Below are 16,372 nucleotides of genomic sequence, written 5' to 3'. Positions count from 1 at the left end.
TCAGCCCACCCGGACCGCGGTCGGATGCAGGTTGCGGCTGAGCGGGGCCGGGCGCGGCACTTCGTGACGCGACGGCTCTTGCCAGCCCTTGCGGTCGGTGTCGTCGCCGATCGCCGGTGCCACTCCCCCGGACTTGGCCGGCAACAGCATGCGGGTCTGCTTTGGCCGTGCCGCGGCGGAACGGCCGTTTGCTCGTACGGTCACCTCGCGCTCGGTCAGCCGGCCGTGGCCGTCGCCGAGGCCGCGCCACTGACCGGAGTCGCAGGTCAGCGTCACCTGCGCGGCCGGCCAGTCGGTAGTGGACAGCAGCACCGACCGGCGGGATCTGGCGCGCGCGGACAGCCGGCGAGCGTACGACGGAGTGATCCGGCAGACCGGACCGACCAGCACGATGTCGCAGCCGTCCATCAGCGCGGCGATCACCGCCGGAGCGTCGGCGCCGGGCTCCGGCACCACGGCGAGCCGCTCGACCGCGACCCCCAGCTCCGCGGCGGCCAGCACGCCGAGCTCCGGCAGCCCGACGGCCGCGCACCAGGCGCCGGCCTGAGTGGCCTCGGCGACCAGCGCGAGGACCAGCGCCGTGCCGGTCGCCGACACCGTCCAGCCGCGGCGCAGGCCACCGCCTGGCAGCAGCCGACCGAGCGGCCCCGGCGCCGGCAGCGCGTCGTCGTCGTCAACCGTCTCGGTATGCAGCCGGCCGGCTGCCGAGACGCCGAGCGTCACCCCGTCCGGCAGCTCGATCGCGGGAATGCGTACCGACGCGGTCATCAGCCGGCCAGGAACATCTGGTGGCTGGAGCCGAGCAGTGTGCTGACCACGGCCAGGAACCGCTCGGCGTCGCGCAACAGGTCGTCGGCCTCCCGTACGGTCACCACCCGCGGGATGCCGGCCTCGGCGGCGGCCCGCTTGGCCGCGCCGGCGGCGAAGAACGCGGCCCACTCGCCGAGCTCCGGCGCCACCACCGACAGCAGCGTCCACACCGTCGCCGGCCGGCCCCGGTGCTTACGCGGGTCAGGCCGCGCCTTCGCCGCCAACACCGCGGCCGCCGCACGCAGCGCCGCCAAATGTGCGGTTGCATAACGCAACCCCGGCGCGGTCGTCTCCGCCGCCTCCACCAGGCCGCGCCTGGCCAACGCCAGCAGGGCCTCCGGAGACCGCTGCGGAAGCAGGCTGCTGGCGATCAGCGCCGGCTCGCGGTGCGGCCGCATGCCGTTGGACCGGTTGGTGCTCACCGTTCCTCCTCCGGATCGATCGACCAGCTGCCGTCCCACCAGTTGAACTGCAGCCGGAACACGCGCGCCGCGGACAGCTGGATCGGGATCGCGCGGGCCCGCCAGCTCTCGATGTGGCCGAGGTCGCCGGTGGACTGCTCGTGCTCCAGCACCTCACTGACCACGTACAGTTGGCCCCGGTATTCGAACTGCTCCGGGGTGTCCTGGGACTCAGTCGGCTCATGGCGCATGGCAGTAACGGTGTGAGACACCGTCCTCCCCTCCTCACATCGGCACGGCAAACGCACGGACCCGCCCAAGCGGACGCGTCCGTCCCGGTCAGCTGCGGAGGAAGGCACAGCGGTCACGACCTCCGGACCACCGCCGCTTCCCCACGGCCGTGCTCCGGCGATCCACTCTTCGAACACTCGTTCGAACACCTGATTACAGTAAACCCCGGGTACGACAGAACGTCAACGCCGGCCCCGCCTGTTGTCTGACCAGCGAGTTTGTCGGTGATGGGCGGGGCGTACGGGTCGGTTGCGGTGGGTGGTGAAGGTGTGGTGGTTGAGGAGATGAAACAGGTCCGTCCGCTTGGCGCGTTTGGGGAGGTGGCGGGTTCGTCCGTTTGGTGCGTTGAGGGTGGCCCATTTGGTGCGTCAGGGAGGTGGCGGTTCCCGCTTGGTGCGTTGAGGGTGGCCAGTTTGGTGCGTCAGGGAGGTGGTGGTTCGCCCGTTTGTTGCGTTGAGGAGGTGGTTGCATCTTCCCGTTTGTTGCGGTGAGGAGGTGGTTGCGTCTCTGCTTGTTGCGGTGGGGAGGTGGTTGCGTTTTCTGGTTGTTGCGTTGGGTGGGTGGTTGGGTTTTTCGCCTGCGCGGCGGGCGCTCCTGCGCGGAGGGCGACCTCAAGGGAGGGGGCGCGGGAACGCCAATCGGTGTGCATTGGGGGTGCGGGTGGCGGTTGCGTGCGGGGCTGGGTTTTCTGGGCTTGCTCGGTCACGTGTGGGAAGCAACCCGTCGGCGTGGACGCCAAACGATCGTGCTGGGGCGACTGACTGCGTAATACTTGTTTAACAAGACATCAAAACGGACATCTGTTGCAGCCGAGCGATCACAGCAGCATTATCAGCCTCAGCAGTCACACCCGTCACAGCCTCCGGCAGTCGCGCAGCCGTGAAAGCCTTGTTACTTGCGTCCAACGCTAGTAACTCGACATTCACACCATCCACGAACCTCTCAAGCCGGACATTTAGCGCTCCACACGTCTGCGCATCCCACATAGTGGACCTTCTCGCCACCCACCGGGACGCCACCGCACCTCCGGCGACCCAGCCACACTCCCCGTCCACACCACGTACGAAACCGCACCCGCCGCACCCAACCGGACCAACAGCGAAACCCCTCCCCTTGAGGTCGCCCTCCGCGCAGGAGCGCCCGCCGCGCAGGCGCCACCACCCCCAAACGCGACAACCAGGAAAACGCACCACCCCAAACGCAGCACCAGAACCCACATCCCCGCCAAACCGCTACCCCCACCAACTAATCCTGAGCCAATCTCCGCAACACCTTCAAAAACAGCACCTTCTGATTGTCGGAAAGCCCCCGAAGCGCCGGATGCCCCTCCGCGTACGCGGCATTCAGCTTCTCTTTCAGCTCCTCCCCTGCCGGCGTCAACTGCACTCCCTTGACCCGCCGGTCGTCACCACCCTGGCGGACGATCAATCCGCGGCTCTCCAAGCGTGAGATGACGACGGACACGTTGGAGGGGTTGGCGTGCATGCGGTCGGCGACGACGCGCATGGGGACTTGTTTGCCTGGCACCAGAGCGCTCAGCGCCTTGGACTCCGGACCGGACAGGCCGAGGCTGGCGGTCACGCGCGAATAATGGTCCCAGACGCGCGCGGTCAGCGCGGTGGCCAGGGCCACGATCTCGGAGTCGGCTTCCACGACCAGAGTTTACGACAAAACCCGCACTGGACTTCCCCGGCACTCCGTCGTAATAATAGTGGTACGGCATAACTATTATGGTCACGAAGGAGCATGATGAAGATTGGCCTGTCCGTCGCGGATTTCACCTGGCCGTCCGGCCCGGCCAAGCTTGGCGACGAGTTGGCGGCGGTCGCGAAGGCGGCTGACCGAGGCGGGTTCGACACGTTGTGGGTGATGGACCACTTCTTCCAGATCCGCTACAACGGCCCGGCCGAGAACGACATGCTGGAGGGATACACCACCCTCGGCTATCTGGCCGGCGTCACCGACCGCGTCAAGCTTGGCACCCTGGTCACCGGCGTGCACTATCGCCATCCTGGCCTGCTGGTGAAAATCGTGACGACACTGGACGTGCTGTCCGGCGGCCGGGCGGTGCTTGGCATTGGCGCCGGCTGGAACGAGGAGGAGAGCCGCGGCCTGGGCGTGCCGTTTCCCACCACCAAGGAACGGTTCGAGCAACTGGAGGAAACCCTGCAGATCGCACTGCAGATGTGGCGCGGAGACGAGAAACCGTACGCCGGAGGGCACTTCCAGCTCGAGCGGCCGATGAATTCGCCGCAAGTGCTGCAAAAACCGCATCCGCCAATCCTGATCGGCGGCTCTGGTGAGAAAAAGACACTGCGGTTGGTCGCGCAGTACGGCGACGCCTGCAACATCTTCCCCGGACCGGACCTCGCGCGAAAGCTCGACGTGCTGCGCGGTCACTGCGACGCGGTCGGCCGTGACTACGACGAGATCCAGAAGACGACGGCCTTCCAAGTGCCGGACGACCCGGACGACGCCGCTCTCGACAAACTCACCGAAACATTTGCGGAATTCGCAAAGCTGGGCATCGACGCCGTCCACCTGGCGACCACGCCGGCACACCGCACCGACATCGTCGAGCGGATCGGCGAGCGCGTCATTCCCGTTGTGGCCGATCTGTAAAACCTTCGTTGACAGCGGCCAAAACCTCACCTACGGTGGCGGAAATCGTTTTCCGGCAGGTATGGGGTGCAGATGCGGAGAATTCTCGCGGCGGCCGCCGCCGGCGTACTCACCGTCACGCTGGCGGCACCGGCGCAGGCCGCCACCGATCCGTCTTTGGCCACTCTCGTCGCGAAACTCACCGGTCCCGGCTCGATCAACCAGACCGACACGCGCTATGAGTTCAAGGCGACCGACCTCGGCATCGTCTGGGACAACAACCGCGGCCAGGTGCTGACCGCCTTCGGCGACAGCTACGGCCCCGGCTGGACCGGTCCCGGCGCGGGTGTCGGCGATCCGGCCACGCTCGACTGGCGCTGCAACGCACTGGCCCGCAGCAACGACCACGACCTCGCCGACGGCATGACGTTCACCGACATGGTCACCGACCGTCCGGGACACGCCAAGCAACTTCTCCCCTGCCGCAAGGACGGCAACGACGCCGGCGGCGAGGTCACCACCATCCCGACCGCCGGCGTCAGCGTCGGAAACCGCGCGTACATCTCCTACATGTCGGTACGCCACTGGGGCCAGGCCGGCAGCTGGGACACCAATTACGCCGGCGTCGCCTACTCCGACGACAACGGCCAGACCTGGACTCAGCCGACCACCGCGCGTTGGCCGAACAACGCCAACTTCACCGACCCCTTCCAGATGAACGCGTACGTCCACAAGGACGGCTACGTCTACATGTTCGGCACGCCGAGCGGCCGGCTCGGCGACGTCCATCTGGCGCGGGTGCCGGAAAACAGCGTGCTGACACCGGCCGCCTACCAGTACTGGACCGGCACCGCCTGGAAAACCGGCTCGGACACACAGGCCGCACCGATCGTCACCGGACCGGCCGGCGAGCTTTCGGTGCAGTACAACACGTTTACCCACAGCTGGCTGATGATGTACCTGATCGACTCGCGCGGCCTGATCATCCTGCGCGAGGCTCCGGAACCGACCGGTCCATGGAGCGGCGCGCGTACGATCGTGAAATCGTCGGACTATCCGGCGCTCTACGGCGGCTTCATGCATCCGTGGTCGTCCGGCCCCGACCTGTATTTCACGATGTCGCAATGGAATCCGTACAACGTCTTCCTGATGCACACCAAGCTCAGCACGGACAAGTCGCCGGCCAACCTGCTCACCGATCCGGGTTTCGAAGGCCAGACCAGCAACACGACGGCCATTCCGTGGAAGGGCGGCGGCGTCGACCGCGGCGCCGGACTGTCGCATTCCGGCGCCAACAACGGCTTCGTCCGCAGCAGCTCCGGCTGGAACAACCTGGAGCAGACGGTCTCGGTGAAGCCGAACACGACGTACAAACTGACCGGCTGGATACGCACGTCCGCCAACAACACCGACGGCTATTTCGGCGCGCGTACGACCGGCGGCACGGTCGTCAGCGAGAAGAAGTTTGGCAACCTGCCGGGATATACGCAGCTGTCGGTGACGGTCAACTCCGGCAGCCAGACACAGCTGCAGGTCTACGGCGGCCTGTGGGCCAACGGCGACACCTGGCTGCAACTGGACGACGTGGCTCTCACCCCGGTGACCGGCTCGCACTGCTGACCGTAAACGGACGATCTAGAGTGCCGTGACATGCCGCTCTACTCGTTCGAAGGCGCCGAGCCGAGGGTGCACGCCGACGCCTGGATCGCACCGACCGCCACCCTGGTCGGCGACGTGACCGTGGAAGCCAACGCCTCGGTCTGGTACGGCGCGGTGCTGCGCGCCGACTTCGGTCCGATCGTGATCAGAGCCGGCGCCAACGTACAGGACAACTCGGTGCTGCACGGCGGCTTCGAGGCGACCGAGGTCGGCCCCGGTGCGACCGTCGGCCACATGTGCGTGCTGCACGGCTGCGTGGTCGGCGCCGAGGCGTTGATCGGTAACAACGCGACCGTGCAGGACGGCGCCAGGATCGGCGACCGGGCGCTGATCGCGGCCGGCACACTGGTGCCGCCCAACACCATGGTCGCGCCGGAGACGATGTTCGTCGGCGCAGCTGGCCAGCAACGCGGTCCGCTCACACCAGGCGCCGAGGGATGGGTCCGTACGAATCCGGACATATATCAGGCATTGGCGAAACGCCACCGCACCAGCATTCGACCTATTTAGCGATAAAACCAGCGCGCGAGAACACGTACCGTGTCGGGTATAGGTTACCGGCATGCGCTCCAGGTTCGTCTTGTCCGAGGTCGCCGCCGACCTGCGCCGCAACATCGCGATGACGATGGCGATGATCCTCACCGCGGCGATCTCGCTGGCCCTGCTCGGCGCCAGCTTCCTGATCTTTCGCCAGGTCGGCGAGATGCAGGACTACTACGCCAGCCGGGTCGGCGTGTCGATCTTCCTGAAGGACGGCATCACCGACGACCAGCGCAACCAGCTGCAGGCGAGCCTGAAAGGCAACCCGTTGGTGGTCAGCGTCGCCTACCAGAGCAAGGAGGCGGCGTACGCCGAGTTCCGGGAGAACTTCAGGGACTCCCCCGACCTGCTGGCTCAGGTCACGCCCACGCAGCTGCCGGCGTCGTTCCGGGTGAAGCTGAAGGACCCGACGTTGTTCGTGACCGCGCTCGGCTCGTACGCGAGCCGGCCAGGCGTCGACCAGATCGTCGACCAGCGGCGGCTGATCCAGAACATTTTCGACACTTTCGGTACGTTGCGCCTCGGCGCGACCGCGATCGCGATCGTCGAGGCGATCGCCGCGGTGCTGCTGATCACCAACATGATCCAGGTCGCCGCGTACAGCCGCCGCCGCGAGGTGGCCGTCATGCGGCTGGTCGGCGCATCGCATTTCTTCGTGCAGTTGCCGTTTGTGCTGTTCGCGACGGTCGCCGGCACGATCGGCGCGGTGCTCGGCTGGCTGGTGCTGCTCGGCTCGAAGTTTTTCCTGGTGGACAACCTGTTCGGCGTCAACGGCATCAACGGGGTCATCCCGACCTGGGACCTGATCGGGTTGATCCAGGCGCTCGGTCTGATGATCGTCGCCGGCGGACTGGTGTCGGCGTTGGTCGGCTGGCTGACCATCCGGCTGCAGACCAGATACTGAGACTGAGGCGACCCTAACCGAGCGGGCCGCACCACAGTTATCTCCGTAACCGAGCAAGCTGTGGCATGCTGGTGGGTATGCCGTCGCCAGGAGCCTTCCTGACCGCACGCCTGCACATCGACCTGCAGCGCGTGCTCAGCGCGGTCTGTCCGGCGTAACCAGCTTCTTCGCACGCTGAGTTTCCGACGCATTTTCGCGCGGGTGACCCGCGCCTGTCGTACGCCGTCGACCTCCAAGAGGGACTTCCATGGCCCGCACCACCCGCGGCCAGGGCCAGTGGGCTCTGGGTTACCGCGAGCCGCTGAACCCGAACGAGCGCAGCAAGCGGGACAACAACCCGCTCAACGTGCGCGAGCGGATCGAGAAGATCTACGCGCGCAACGGCTTCGACTCCATCGACCCGGCCGACCTGCGGGGACGTTTCCGCTGGTATGGCCTCTACACGCAGCGCGCGCCGGACATCCCCGGCGGCAAGACCGCGCTGCTGGAGCCGGAGGAGCTCGACGACCGCTACTTCATGCTGCGCGTACGCATCGACGGCGGTGCGCTCACCAGCGAGCAACTGCGGGTCATCGCCGGCATCTCGACCGAGTTTGGCCGGGACACCGCGGACATCACCGACCGGCAGAACATCCAGCTGCACTGGATCCAGATCGAGAACGTACCGGAGATCTGGCGCCGGTTGGAAGCCGTCGGCCTGAGCACGACCGAGGCCTGCGGTGACACGCCGCGCGTCATCCTCGGCTGTCCGCTCGCCGGTGTCCTGGAGGAAGAGGTGCTGGATGCCTCGCCGGCAGTGCGCGAGGTGTCCGCTCGCTACATCGGTGACCCGGAGTTTTCCAACCTGCCGAGGAAATACAAGTCGTCGATCTCCGGATGTGCCGAGCAGTGCACCAATCACGAGATCAACGACGTGGCTTTCGTCGGCGTCGTCAACGAAGACGGCGAGCCGGGCTATGACCTGTGGGTCGGCGGCGGCCTGTCGACCAACCCGCATTTCGCGCAGCGGCTGGGGACCTTCGTACGGCCGGAGCAGGTTTCCGAGGTGTGGGTCGGCGTCACCAGCGTGTTCCGCGACTACGGCTATCGGCGGTCCCGCAACCACGCGCGGCTGAAGTTTCTGGTCTCGGACTGGGGCGCGGAGAAGTTCCGCGAGGTGCTGGAGAAGGAATATCTCGGCTATGCCCTGCCGGATGGTGCGGAGCCCGACCTGCCGGCCACCCAGCGCGACCACGTCGGCCTCAGCAAACAACGCGACGGCAGGTTTGCGGTCGGCTTCGCGCCGAGCGTCGGCCGGGTTTCCGGGACACTGCTGGAAAAGGTCGCGACTCTGGCGGAGACGTACGGCGACGGCCGGATCCGCGCGACCGCGCAACAGAAGCTGGTCATCCTGGACGTCACCGACACCGACGGCCTGACCACCGAGCTGGATTCGCTTGGCCTGCAGGTGAAACCGAGCGTGTTCCGGCGCGGCACGATGGCCTGCACCGGCATCGAGTTCTGCAAGCTGGCGATAGTCGAGACCAAGCTGCGCGGCGAATGGCTCTATCAGGAGCTGGAACGCCGGCTGCCGGACTTCGACACGCCGCTGAGCATCAACGTCAACGGCTGCCCCAACTCGTGCGCGCGATTCCAGACCGCCGACATCGGCTTCAAGGGGTCGATGGTGCGTAACGACAAGAAGGAATCCGTCGAGGGTTTCCAGGTGCATCTCGGCGGCCAGCTCGGCGCCGATCCGCGGTTTGGCCGTAAGTTCCGTGGCCTGAAGGTGACCGCAGAGGAGCTGCCCGACTACTGCGAGCGGATCCTGCGCGGCTATCTCGACCGCCGGGAGCCGGACGAGACGTTCGCGGCGTACATCGCGCGCGCCGACGAGGCCTGGCTGGTCTAGGTGAGCGAGCGCGCGACGCCGTTCTATTGCCCCTACTGCGGGGACGAGGACATCCGGCCCGCAGGTGAGCAACCGTACGTCTATCGCTGTGATTCCTGCCTGCGTACGTGGCAGCTGCGGTTCGTCGGTACGAACCGGCCCGCCACCGAGGAGATCTCATGACTGTCGCTCTGCCACGGCCGCGTACGGCCGAGTTGGGCACCGATGACCTGCGCGAGCTGGCGCTCGACGCGGGTCGTGACCTGGAAGGCGCGCTCCCCCACGACGTGTTGCGGTGGGCCTGGGCCACTTTCGGCAGCAAGTTTTGTGTGACGTCGTCGATGGGTGACGCCGTACTGGCGACGCTGGCATCGGACGTGCTTCCGGCCGCGATCGACGTGGTGTTCCTGGACACCGGCTATCACTTCGTCCAAACCCTGCAGACCCGCGACCGGGTGGCGCGGACACTGAACGTGAACGTCGTGACGGTGAAGCCGGCTTTGTCGGTGGCTGACCAAAACGAGAAGTACGGCCAGAGCCTTTACGCGCGCGATCCCGATGCGTGCTGCGCGATGCGGAAGGTCGCGCCGCTGAACAGCGCGCTGGACCCGTACCTGGCGTGGGGTGCGGGTCTGCGCCGCGACGAGTCGCCGTCTCGCGCGCTCTCGCCGGTGGTCGGCTGGGACACCAAGCGGGCCAAGGTGAAGGTCAACCCGCTGGCCTGCTGGACCGCCGACGACGTGGCCGCGTACGTCGCCGAGCGCGACGTGATCGTGAATCCGCTGGTGGCGCAGGGGTTTCCGTCCATTGGCTGCGCACCTTGTACGCAACGCGTGGAGCGCGGCCAGGACGTACGCTCCGGCCGGTGGGCCGGCCGCGAGAAGACCGAGTGCGGCCTGCATCTCTAGGGGCCTGTCTCCATATTCCGCGGGGCGATAGCCGAGTCCAAACGCCTCTCATCCCCCGGAACATGGAGACGGGCCCCTAGCGTCCCGAGTCAGACTCGGGACACTAGCCGGCCGCCGACTTCGGGTTGGGCAGCGGTACGAACTGCAGGCCGCGCGACTTGAGCACCGGCAGCACCTTGCTCAGCGCCGCGTACGTCTGCGACCGATCGCCGCCGCCGTCGTGGCAGAGCAGGATGTCGCCGGGTTTGGCCTTGAGCAGCCGCAGCCGGATCAGGTCCGTACCAGGCCGCGTCCAGTCCTTCGGGTCGACCTCCCAGTCGATGCACAGCAGGCCCATCTCGGCGGCCTGCTTGAAGATCGCCGCCGACCAGTCACCGCCCGGCGAGCGGAACAGGTGCGGCACGTAGCCGGAGGCGTTCTCGATGTACGACTGCGCCGTGGCCAGCTCGTTGTGGATGGTCTTGAGCGGCTTCTTCGACAGCGGCTGCGGATGTGTGTACGTGTGGTTGGCGATGTGGTGGCCCTCGCTGGCGATCGCCTTGGAGAGGTCGGCGTGGCCCTTCGCGTTCTGGCCGATCTGACAGAAGGTCGCCTTCACGTCGTATTGCTCCAGCAGCCGGAGGATCTTCGGCGTCCAGACCGCGTGCGGGCCGTCGTCGATGGTGAGCGCGACGGCGTTGGACGGGAACGGATCGGTCCCCGGCACGATCTGCTGGTATTCCTTCAGTGTGTGGATGGCCTTTTTCTGCACCGGCAGCGTCGTCGGCCCGGTGTCCGACGGCGTCGGCGACGGGGTCGGTGACGGCGTCGGACTCGGCGCCTGGGTTGGCGGTTTCGCGGAGCTCGCCGTCGTGGTCGGCTGGCTCGGAGAGCACGCGGCGGCGCCGAGCGCGACCGCGCCGGCAGCGCTCAGCCGCAGTATTTCTCGCCTGGCGAGCCGCTGTCTGTCGTCTCCGTACAATCCGTTATCGCGAGCCACGGTGACCAACCCTACCGGTGGCTCTCAGCTGGTTCACAGCGCGCTCGAGAGGCGAATTTCATAACGGTGACAGGCAACCAAATGACCGGGATACGTTGATGTGCATGCCCTTAACGTCGCTTTACTCCGCTCCGGACGCAGTGGTACGAGTCGGCGCCGATTCCATGACACACAGTGATCTGGGCGCCGCCGCCGACGCGCTGGCCGAGCGGATCGTCGGCGCGCCGGCGGTCGCGGTCGACGCCACCGCGAGCGTGCACACGATCGTCGCCGTCGTCGCCGGCCTGCGTGCCGGCGTGCCGGTCGTGCCGGTGCCGCCGGACTCCGGCAAGGCGGAGCGCGCGCACATCCTCAACGACTCCGGCGCCGCGCTCGTGCTGGCGGCTCCGGAGCGTACGACCGACGACCTGCCGCTCGTGCCGGTCGATCTGTCCGCGCGGTCGGGCGGCTCACTGCCGGCCGTGGACGAGGAGCGGACCGGCCTGATCCTTTACACGAGCGGCACGACCGGCGTGCCGAAGGGCGTACAGCTGTCGCATCGCGCGCTGGCGGCCGGTCTCGACGCGCTGGCCGACGCGTGGGACTGGACGCCGGCGGACACGTTGGCGCACGGACTGCCCCTGTTCCACGTGCACGGCCTGGTGCTCGGTGTGCTGGGTCCGCTGCGGGTCGGCGGCAACCTCGTGCACACCGTACGGCCGAAGCCGGAGGCCTACGCGGCGGCCGGCGGCACGATGTATTTCGGCGTGCCGACCGTCTGGTCGCGGATCTGCGCCGACGAGTCGTCGGCGCGCGCTCTGTCTGGCGCGCGGTTGCTGGTCTCCGGCAGCGCTCCGCTTCCGGTGCCGGTCTTCGAACGGCTGGCGGCGCTGGCCGGCCAGGCGCCGGTCGAGCGGTACGGCATGACCGAAACGCTGATCACGGTGAGCGCTCGCGCGTCCGGCGAACGGCGGCCGGGATATGTCGGCTTTCCGGTGCACGGCATGGAAACGCGGCTCGTCGACGACGCCGGCAGGCCGTTCGACGGCGCGACGGTCGGTCACCTGCAGGTGCGCGGTCCGCAGCTTTTCGGTGGTTATCTCGGCCGGCCGGACGCGACCGCCGAGTCTTTCGCGGAAGACGGCTGGTTTCGCACCGGTGACGTCGCGACCATCGAGCCGGACGGCTGGCACAAGATCGTCGGACGTGCGTCCACCGACCTGATCAAGACCGGCGGCTATCGCGTTGGCGCCGGAGAGGTGGAAAACGCGTTGCTCGCGCATCCGGCGGTGGCGGAGGCGGCGGTCGTCGGTGTGCCGCACGACGATCTCGGCGAGGAAATCGTCGCGTACGTCGTCGTACGTGAGTCCGTCGACGAACGTACGCTGATCGATTTCGTCGCCTCGCATTTGTCCATACACAAAAGGCCGCGCCGAGTGCGTGTGCTCGACGCGCTTCCCCGCAACGCCATGGGAAAAGTGCAGAAAAAGCTGCTGTAGGTCAGCCGAGCAGGTCGGCGCAGAAAAACCGGACCGCGCGGTTGACCAGCGTCGGCTTCTCCCAGCTCAGGAAATGGCCGGCGCCGCTCACCCAGAACGGACCGACCAGGTCCGGATAGGCGATCGCGCATCGCTGCTCGATGTGGCTGCCGAGAGTCACCGCGTCGGCGCCGACCAGCATCATCGTCGGCTGCCGTACGGGCTGGTCCTCGATCGCCGGCGCGGACACGGCGCGCTGGCCCATGACCACCTCGTAGTCGGCGAACGCCACTCGCAGCCGGTCGGCGTCCGCGTACGCGGCGGTGAGCAGATCCCGGTCGGCGTCGCTGAACGCGCCGGCCGGCGACCAGAGCCGGTGGCCGAAGAACTCGCCGACATAACGGCGCCGGCGTTGCGGCGTGTTGAGCTGGTCGAGCAACTCGTCCGCATGCAGGCCCTGGTTGACCTGGTAGTCGAAGACCGGCGAGACCGGCGGCGACGCCGGAATGCCGGCAGCCGCGTACGCATCGGCGAGGTCAGGTGTGGTGCCGTCCAGCAGCACGACGCGGTCCACGCGCTCGGCGAACCGGTTGGCGAAGTCCATGGTGATGGCCGCGCCGAGATCGTGGGCGACCACGACCGCGCGGCTCCAGCCGAGCGCGTCGAGCAACTCGGCCAGGTCGGTGCTGAACGCGGCCAGGTCATAGAAGCCGTCCGGAGCGAAGTCCGAGCCGCCATAGCCGCGCAGGTCAGGTGCGGCGACGTCGAAACCGGCGGCGGCCAACGGTCCGATGTTGTGCGACCAGATCAGGCTGGTGCACGGAAAACCATGCACCAGCAGCAGCGGTACGCCCCCGTGCCCAGCCCGCCGGACGGCCAGCCGGTGGCCCCTGCGCAAGGCGATCATCTCCATCGGCCCGCTCATCCGTGCTCAACACCTTCCGTCGCGACGCGAACCGGCCGTCCACTCAGGCTCACCGCGGCGATCAGTGCGGAGCACACACCGAACAACGGAGCGAGCCACAAGGGCAGCACGCCGACCGCCAACGAACCGAGTCCGAATCCACACGCCTGTACGGTGAACGACAAGGAAAACCCGGCGGCGCGCCGGCTCCTCGGCAGCAGTCGCTGCAGGTTGACCGAGACCATGGCCACCAACGGCCCCGTACATCCGCCGATCACCGCCACCGCGACCAGCAGGCCCGGCCAGCCGAGGTCGGCGGCCAGCAGGAGCCCGCCGGCGATCAGCCCCAGGAGGAACGTACGAGCGTCACCGGTTTTGCCGCGCCAGGCGTAAAGCGCGCTGCCGCCGATTCCGGCCGCGCTGAGGACGACGATCACCACCGGCGCGGCCGCCTCCCCGGCGCCAAGGCGCTCGACCAGCGGCAACGGCGCGACCTCGATCGTGGAGAGCAGCAGACCGACGGTGAACACGCAGCACAGCCAGGCCGCGTACGAGGTGTGGCACGGTGCCGAGACCTCCACTTGTACGCGCGTGGTCGTACGGCGCGGGACCAGGACGGCGGCCAGCGCGGACACGGCGGCCATCGCGGCCAGCGGCACGAGCGGTCCGGCCGCGGCGAGCAGCGTCACCAGCACCGGCCCGCCGACCAGGACGCTCTCCAGGATCATCGCGTCGACCGACACGGCCCGCGGCAGCAGCGCGTCATCCACCGTGTCCGCCAGAAGCACGCGAAACCCGCCTGCCAACGCGCCGGACGCGGCACCGGGCAGCACGACGAGCACCAGCAGCACGCCGCTCGGCGCGTGCACGGCCGCGGTGGTGGCCAGCACGACGAACCCGCCGGCGCTCAGCGACAACAACATGGCTAGACCGCGCGACACACCGGCCCGGTCCAGCACCCGTGCCACCGGCACCGCTCCGGCCGTCTCGGCGACGACGTACACCGCCATCAGCACGCCGCCGAGTCGATATGACCCCGTAGTGGCGGTGGTGAGAAGAGTGAACGCGAGCGGCGCCATGCTCGCCGGCAGCCTGGCCAGCTGGACACCCGCCGACCAGCGCCAATACGCGCGATTCCGGATCAACGACATGTGGAGCAGGTTGCTGCGACGACGCCGTACGGCATACTGATTCGAACATATCCGAATGTCAGGAGCGTGCGGTGATCGAACTGGCCCTGACCGCGGCCGGCAGCCAGCGGATCCGGTTCGCCATCTCGCCACTGGAGGAGGCGGTCGGCGCCGTCCAGACGCTGCTCGGCCTGCGCGGTCATCCGGTGCACCTGCCGTGGCTGTCCGGCGCTCCCTCGCTCGGCGAGCTCGACGTTCCGGAGCTGACCGCGGTGCTGAGTGCACGGCACTACACCACTGAGTTCCTGAGTCCGCCTCCAGAAAGTCCGGAGACGACCGTGGAGGCCCAGCTGAGCGCCGTACGCGCGACGCCGTCTGAGCAGGTCGCGCTGGAGCTGGCGATGGTCGACGCCGATCTCGGCGGCCTGCCGCACGACCCGGCCGTCGCGCGCGACCTGCTGGCCGACCAGCTCGAAGCCGTCTGGCACGCGCTGCTCGCGCGCGACTGGCCGGCTCTGCGCGGCCTGCTCGCCGCCGACATCGCGCACCGGACCCGCCTGCTCGGCGAGAGCGGCGCGGCGCGCGTCCTCGACAGCCTGCATCCGAACGTACGACTGGCGGGGACGTCGGTCCTGGTGGACGTACGGTCACGCGCGCGGCTGGAGATCGACGCGCGTGGACTGCTGCTCGTACCGGCCGCCTTCGCCTGGCCGAGCGTCGGGGTGGTGACCGTGCCACCGTGGCAGACCACGCTGCTCTATCCGGCTCGTGGCATCGCCTCGTTGTGGGCTCCCCCGTTGGCCGCGTCCGAGGCGCTGGCCGGCGTGGTCGGCCGGACTCGTGCGCGGCTGCTCACGATGCTGGACCGGCCGGCGGCGACGACCGATCTCGCCGGCCAACTGCAGCTCGCACCGGCGACGGTGTCGGCGAATCTGACCGCGCTGCATGCCGCCGGTCTGTTGGCCTGCAGCCGCAACCGCCATCGCGTCCTCTACTTCCGTACGACGCTCGGCGACGCGCTGCTCACCGGCAAGCTGTGAATCCCGGTAGAGTCGGGCGATGGCAGACACATCGGGGTGGCTGCGACCCGTTTTCGCGCCGGCGGTGCCGGAAAACGCCCGTCGCGACCTGTCCGGCGAGCCGGATCCGAGCCCGCTGCCGGTGGTGTTGGCCGCGTTGGTCGGCGTCGTGTTTGGCCTGGCCGGCATCGCCGTCATCGTCAGTGGCGGACATCCTCGCGACGCCGATCCTGTTGTTTTCCAGGCGGTTGCCGGCGGTGGATCGCTGCTCGTCGCGGTTTTAGCGCTCATAGCGTGCGTACGCACGGCGGCAGGGCAACGGGCGACCCGCCGGGCGTACGCGCAATGGAGCGAGCAGGTCGTCGCCGAGCGCGAACTCGCCACCATCGCGGCCGACGTTCCGGAAATAGGCGCGATTCTGCGGCAGGCTTTTCAGGCCATCGACGACATCCGCGAAAGCGGGCCATATCGGGATGGTTGGCTAAATTCCGTACTCGATGCGGCGGCGTTGGACGGCGCGGAGTGGTCTATTGCGGTGGAAGCGCGACGCGCGCATCGCGCTGGCGCGATGACCGCGTCCTTAACCGGTCAAGCGAACCGGCTTTCCGAACTGCGTTCGGCCGTCCGACGACTGGCCGATGACATCGATGAGCAACAGACGAAAGACCTGCTCGCGCGTACGTTGACCGACCGTCCAGACGACCGGCCGGCGGCGCTCGCGGCGGTTGACGAGCTTTCGCATTTTCTGCGCCGTAACGGCTAAAAGCGAAGAACGCTCTGCCAAAAACGGGTCAACCTGGGCTACGGTGTTCCCCAACTCGGCCGGGATGCGACGGGGCATCTCGGTGAATGCGTCCAAGGCACCAGCCAACAGCTGGTCTACGGCGGCAAAGGAGCCA

Annotated in this window: 18 protein-coding genes; 11 read left to right on the top strand and 7 right to left on the bottom strand. The window is 67.9% G+C overall.

Annotated features, from left to right (window positions below; translation table 11 throughout):
- The 4 genes from GNX95_RS02490 to GNX95_RS02475 form a co-directional block, all read right to left on the bottom strand.
- Positions 1 to 768 carry a hypothetical protein gene (locus GNX95_RS02490; RefSeq protein WP_163505517.1) on the bottom strand — a complete coding sequence of 256 codons (768 nt, stop codon included), beginning with the start codon at positions 766 to 768 and terminating at the stop codon, positions 1 to 3.
- Positions 768 to 1,232: an SAV_6107 family HEPN domain-containing protein gene (locus GNX95_RS02485; protein WP_222853351.1), complete on the bottom strand. Its 465-nt coding sequence runs from the start codon at positions 1,230 to 1,232 to the stop codon at positions 768 to 770. Before GNX95_RS02485 ends, GNX95_RS02490 begins: the two co-directional genes overlap by 1 nt.
- Positions 1,229 to 1,462 carry a DUF6504 family protein gene (locus tag GNX95_RS02480; protein ID WP_163505515.1) on the bottom strand — a complete coding sequence of 78 codons (234 nt, stop codon included), beginning with the start codon at positions 1,460 to 1,462 and terminating at the stop codon, positions 1,229 to 1,231. The genes GNX95_RS02485 and GNX95_RS02480 overlap by 4 nt, the downstream gene beginning before the upstream one ends.
- Positions 1,463 to 2,747: 1,285 nt before the next feature.
- Complete coding sequence (locus tag GNX95_RS02475) at positions 2,748 to 3,155, bottom strand: MarR family winged helix-turn-helix transcriptional regulator (protein WP_163505513.1); 408 nt, start codon at positions 3,153 to 3,155, stop codon at positions 2,748 to 2,750.
- A 96-nt stretch (positions 3,156 to 3,251) separates the two neighbouring features.
- On the opposite strand from GNX95_RS02475, the gene GNX95_RS02470 reads away from it, so the two are divergent.
- The 8 genes from GNX95_RS02470 (at position 3,252) to GNX95_RS02440 (ending at position 9,984) form a co-directional block, all read left to right on the top strand.
- Positions 3,252 to 4,124 (top strand): LLM class F420-dependent oxidoreductase, encoded by an 873-nt coding sequence (locus GNX95_RS02470; RefSeq protein ID WP_163505511.1) that lies wholly within the window; start codon positions 3,252 to 3,254, stop codon positions 4,122 to 4,124.
- Between the two features lie 72 nt (positions 4,125 to 4,196).
- Entirely contained in the window at positions 4,197 to 5,723 is a 1,527-nt protein-coding gene (locus tag GNX95_RS02465) for a DUF4185 domain-containing protein (RefSeq protein WP_163505509.1), read from the top strand.
- A gap of 30 nt (positions 5,724 to 5,753) precedes the next feature.
- On the top strand, positions 5,754 to 6,272 hold the full coding sequence (locus GNX95_RS02460) for a gamma carbonic anhydrase family protein (protein ID WP_163505507.1): 519 nt from the start codon (positions 5,754 to 5,756) through the stop codon (positions 6,270 to 6,272).
- Positions 6,273 to 6,324: 52 nt separating this feature from the next.
- On the top strand, positions 6,325 to 7,206 hold the full coding sequence (gene ftsX / locus GNX95_RS02455) for a permease-like cell division protein FtsX (RefSeq protein ID WP_163505505.1): 882 nt from the start codon (positions 6,325 to 6,327) through the stop codon (positions 7,204 to 7,206).
- A gap of 65 nt (positions 7,207 to 7,271) precedes the next feature.
- The gene (locus GNX95_RS43995) at positions 7,272 to 7,364 is read left to right on the top strand and encodes a putative leader peptide (RefSeq protein ID WP_343034757.1); all 93 of its coding nucleotides are present in this window, start codon (positions 7,272 to 7,274) and stop codon (positions 7,362 to 7,364) included.
- A gap of 89 nt (positions 7,365 to 7,453) precedes the next feature.
- Positions 7,454 to 9,097 (top strand): nitrite/sulfite reductase, encoded by a 1,644-nt coding sequence (locus tag GNX95_RS02450; protein WP_163505504.1) that lies wholly within the window; start codon positions 7,454 to 7,456, stop codon positions 9,095 to 9,097.
- Positions 9,098 to 9,259 (top strand): Insertion element protein, encoded by a 162-nt coding sequence (locus tag GNX95_RS02445; RefSeq protein WP_163505503.1) that lies wholly within the window; start codon positions 9,098 to 9,100, stop codon positions 9,257 to 9,259.
- Entirely contained in the window at positions 9,256 to 9,984 is a 729-nt protein-coding gene (locus tag GNX95_RS02440; protein WP_163505502.1) for a phosphoadenylyl-sulfate reductase, read from the top strand. The genes GNX95_RS02445 and GNX95_RS02440 overlap by 4 nt, the downstream gene beginning before the upstream one ends.
- A gap of 103 nt (positions 9,985 to 10,087) precedes the next feature.
- Here the strand turns inward: GNX95_RS02440 and GNX95_RS02435 are convergent, their stop codons facing one another.
- Entirely contained in the window at positions 10,088 to 10,963 is an 876-nt protein-coding gene (locus GNX95_RS02435; protein WP_163505501.1) for a polysaccharide deacetylase family protein, read from the bottom strand.
- 98 nt (positions 10,964 to 11,061) lie between these two features.
- Here GNX95_RS02435 and GNX95_RS02430 point away from each other — a divergent pair, with 98 nt between their 5' ends.
- Positions 11,062 to 12,441: an acyl-CoA synthetase gene (locus GNX95_RS02430; protein ID WP_163505500.1), complete on the top strand. Its 1,380-nt coding sequence runs from the start codon at positions 11,062 to 11,064 to the stop codon at positions 12,439 to 12,441.
- 1 nt (position 12,442) lies between these two features.
- Here GNX95_RS02430 and GNX95_RS02425 read toward each other — a convergent pair whose 3' ends face one another.
- Both GNX95_RS02425 and GNX95_RS02420 read right to left on the bottom strand, forming a co-directional pair.
- The gene (locus GNX95_RS02425; RefSeq protein WP_163505499.1) at positions 12,443 to 13,345 is read right to left on the bottom strand and encodes an alpha/beta hydrolase; all 903 of its coding nucleotides are present in this window, start codon (positions 13,343 to 13,345) and stop codon (positions 12,443 to 12,445) included.
- Positions 13,342 to 14,475, bottom strand: coding sequence for an MFS transporter (locus tag GNX95_RS02420; protein WP_163505497.1), 1,134 nt, complete (start codon positions 14,473 to 14,475; stop codon positions 13,342 to 13,344). Before GNX95_RS02420 ends, GNX95_RS02425 begins: the two co-directional genes overlap by 4 nt.
- 71 nt (positions 14,476 to 14,546) lie before the next feature.
- Here GNX95_RS02420 and GNX95_RS02415 point away from each other — a divergent pair, with 71 nt between their 5' ends.
- Both GNX95_RS02415 and GNX95_RS02410 read left to right on the top strand, forming a co-directional pair.
- Entirely contained in the window at positions 14,547 to 15,494 is a 948-nt protein-coding gene (locus tag GNX95_RS02415; RefSeq protein WP_163505495.1) for a DUF5937 family protein, read from the top strand.
- Between the two features lie 19 nt (positions 15,495 to 15,513).
- Positions 15,514 to 16,236 (top strand): hypothetical protein, encoded by a 723-nt coding sequence (locus GNX95_RS02410; protein WP_163505493.1) that lies wholly within the window; start codon positions 15,514 to 15,516, stop codon positions 16,234 to 16,236.
- The last annotated feature ends 136 nt before the right edge of the window (positions 16,237 to 16,372 follow it).

This window comes from Fodinicola acaciae (assembly GCF_010993745.1).
Taxonomy (GTDB): domain Bacteria; phylum Actinomycetota; class Actinomycetes; order Mycobacteriales; family HKI-0501; genus Fodinicola; species Fodinicola acaciae.
Note: the sequence above shows the minus strand (reverse complement) of the source record. Positions and strands in the feature narration are given on the sequence as shown.

Coding starts and splice junctions, on each gene's coding strand:
- GNX95_RS02490 (WP_163505517.1), bottom strand. CDS start 768: ATGACCGCGTCGGTACGCATTCCCGCGATCGAGCTGCCGGACGGGGTG.
- GNX95_RS02480 (WP_163505515.1), bottom strand. CDS start 1,462: ATGCGCCATGAGCCGACTGAGTCCCAGGACACCCCGGAGCAGTTCGAA.
- GNX95_RS02470 (WP_163505511.1), top strand. CDS start 3,252: ATGAAGATTGGCCTGTCCGTCGCGGATTTCACCTGGCCGTCCGGCCCG.
- GNX95_RS02465 (WP_163505509.1), top strand. CDS start 4,197: ATGCGGAGAATTCTCGCGGCGGCCGCCGCCGGCGTACTCACCGTCACG.
- GNX95_RS02460 (WP_163505507.1), top strand. CDS start 5,754: ATGCCGCTCTACTCGTTCGAAGGCGCCGAGCCGAGGGTGCACGCCGAC.
- ftsX (WP_163505505.1), top strand. CDS start 6,325: ATGCGCTCCAGGTTCGTCTTGTCCGAGGTCGCCGCCGACCTGCGCCGC.
- GNX95_RS43995 (WP_343034757.1), top strand. CDS start 7,272: ATGCTGGTGGGTATGCCGTCGCCAGGAGCCTTCCTGACCGCACGCCTG.
- GNX95_RS02450 (WP_163505504.1), top strand. CDS start 7,454: ATGGCCCGCACCACCCGCGGCCAGGGCCAGTGGGCTCTGGGTTACCGC.
- GNX95_RS02440 (WP_163505502.1), top strand. CDS start 9,256: ATGACTGTCGCTCTGCCACGGCCGCGTACGGCCGAGTTGGGCACCGAT.
- GNX95_RS02430 (WP_163505500.1), top strand. CDS start 11,062: ATGTGCATGCCCTTAACGTCGCTTTACTCCGCTCCGGACGCAGTGGTA.
- GNX95_RS02425 (WP_163505499.1), bottom strand. CDS start 13,345: ATGAGCGGGCCGATGGAGATGATCGCCTTGCGCAGGGGCCACCGGCTG.
- GNX95_RS02420 (WP_163505497.1), bottom strand. CDS start 14,475: ATGTCGTTGATCCGGAATCGCGCGTATTGGCGCTGGTCGGCGGGTGTC.
- GNX95_RS02410 (WP_163505493.1), top strand. CDS start 15,514: ATGGCAGACACATCGGGGTGGCTGCGACCCGTTTTCGCGCCGGCGGTG.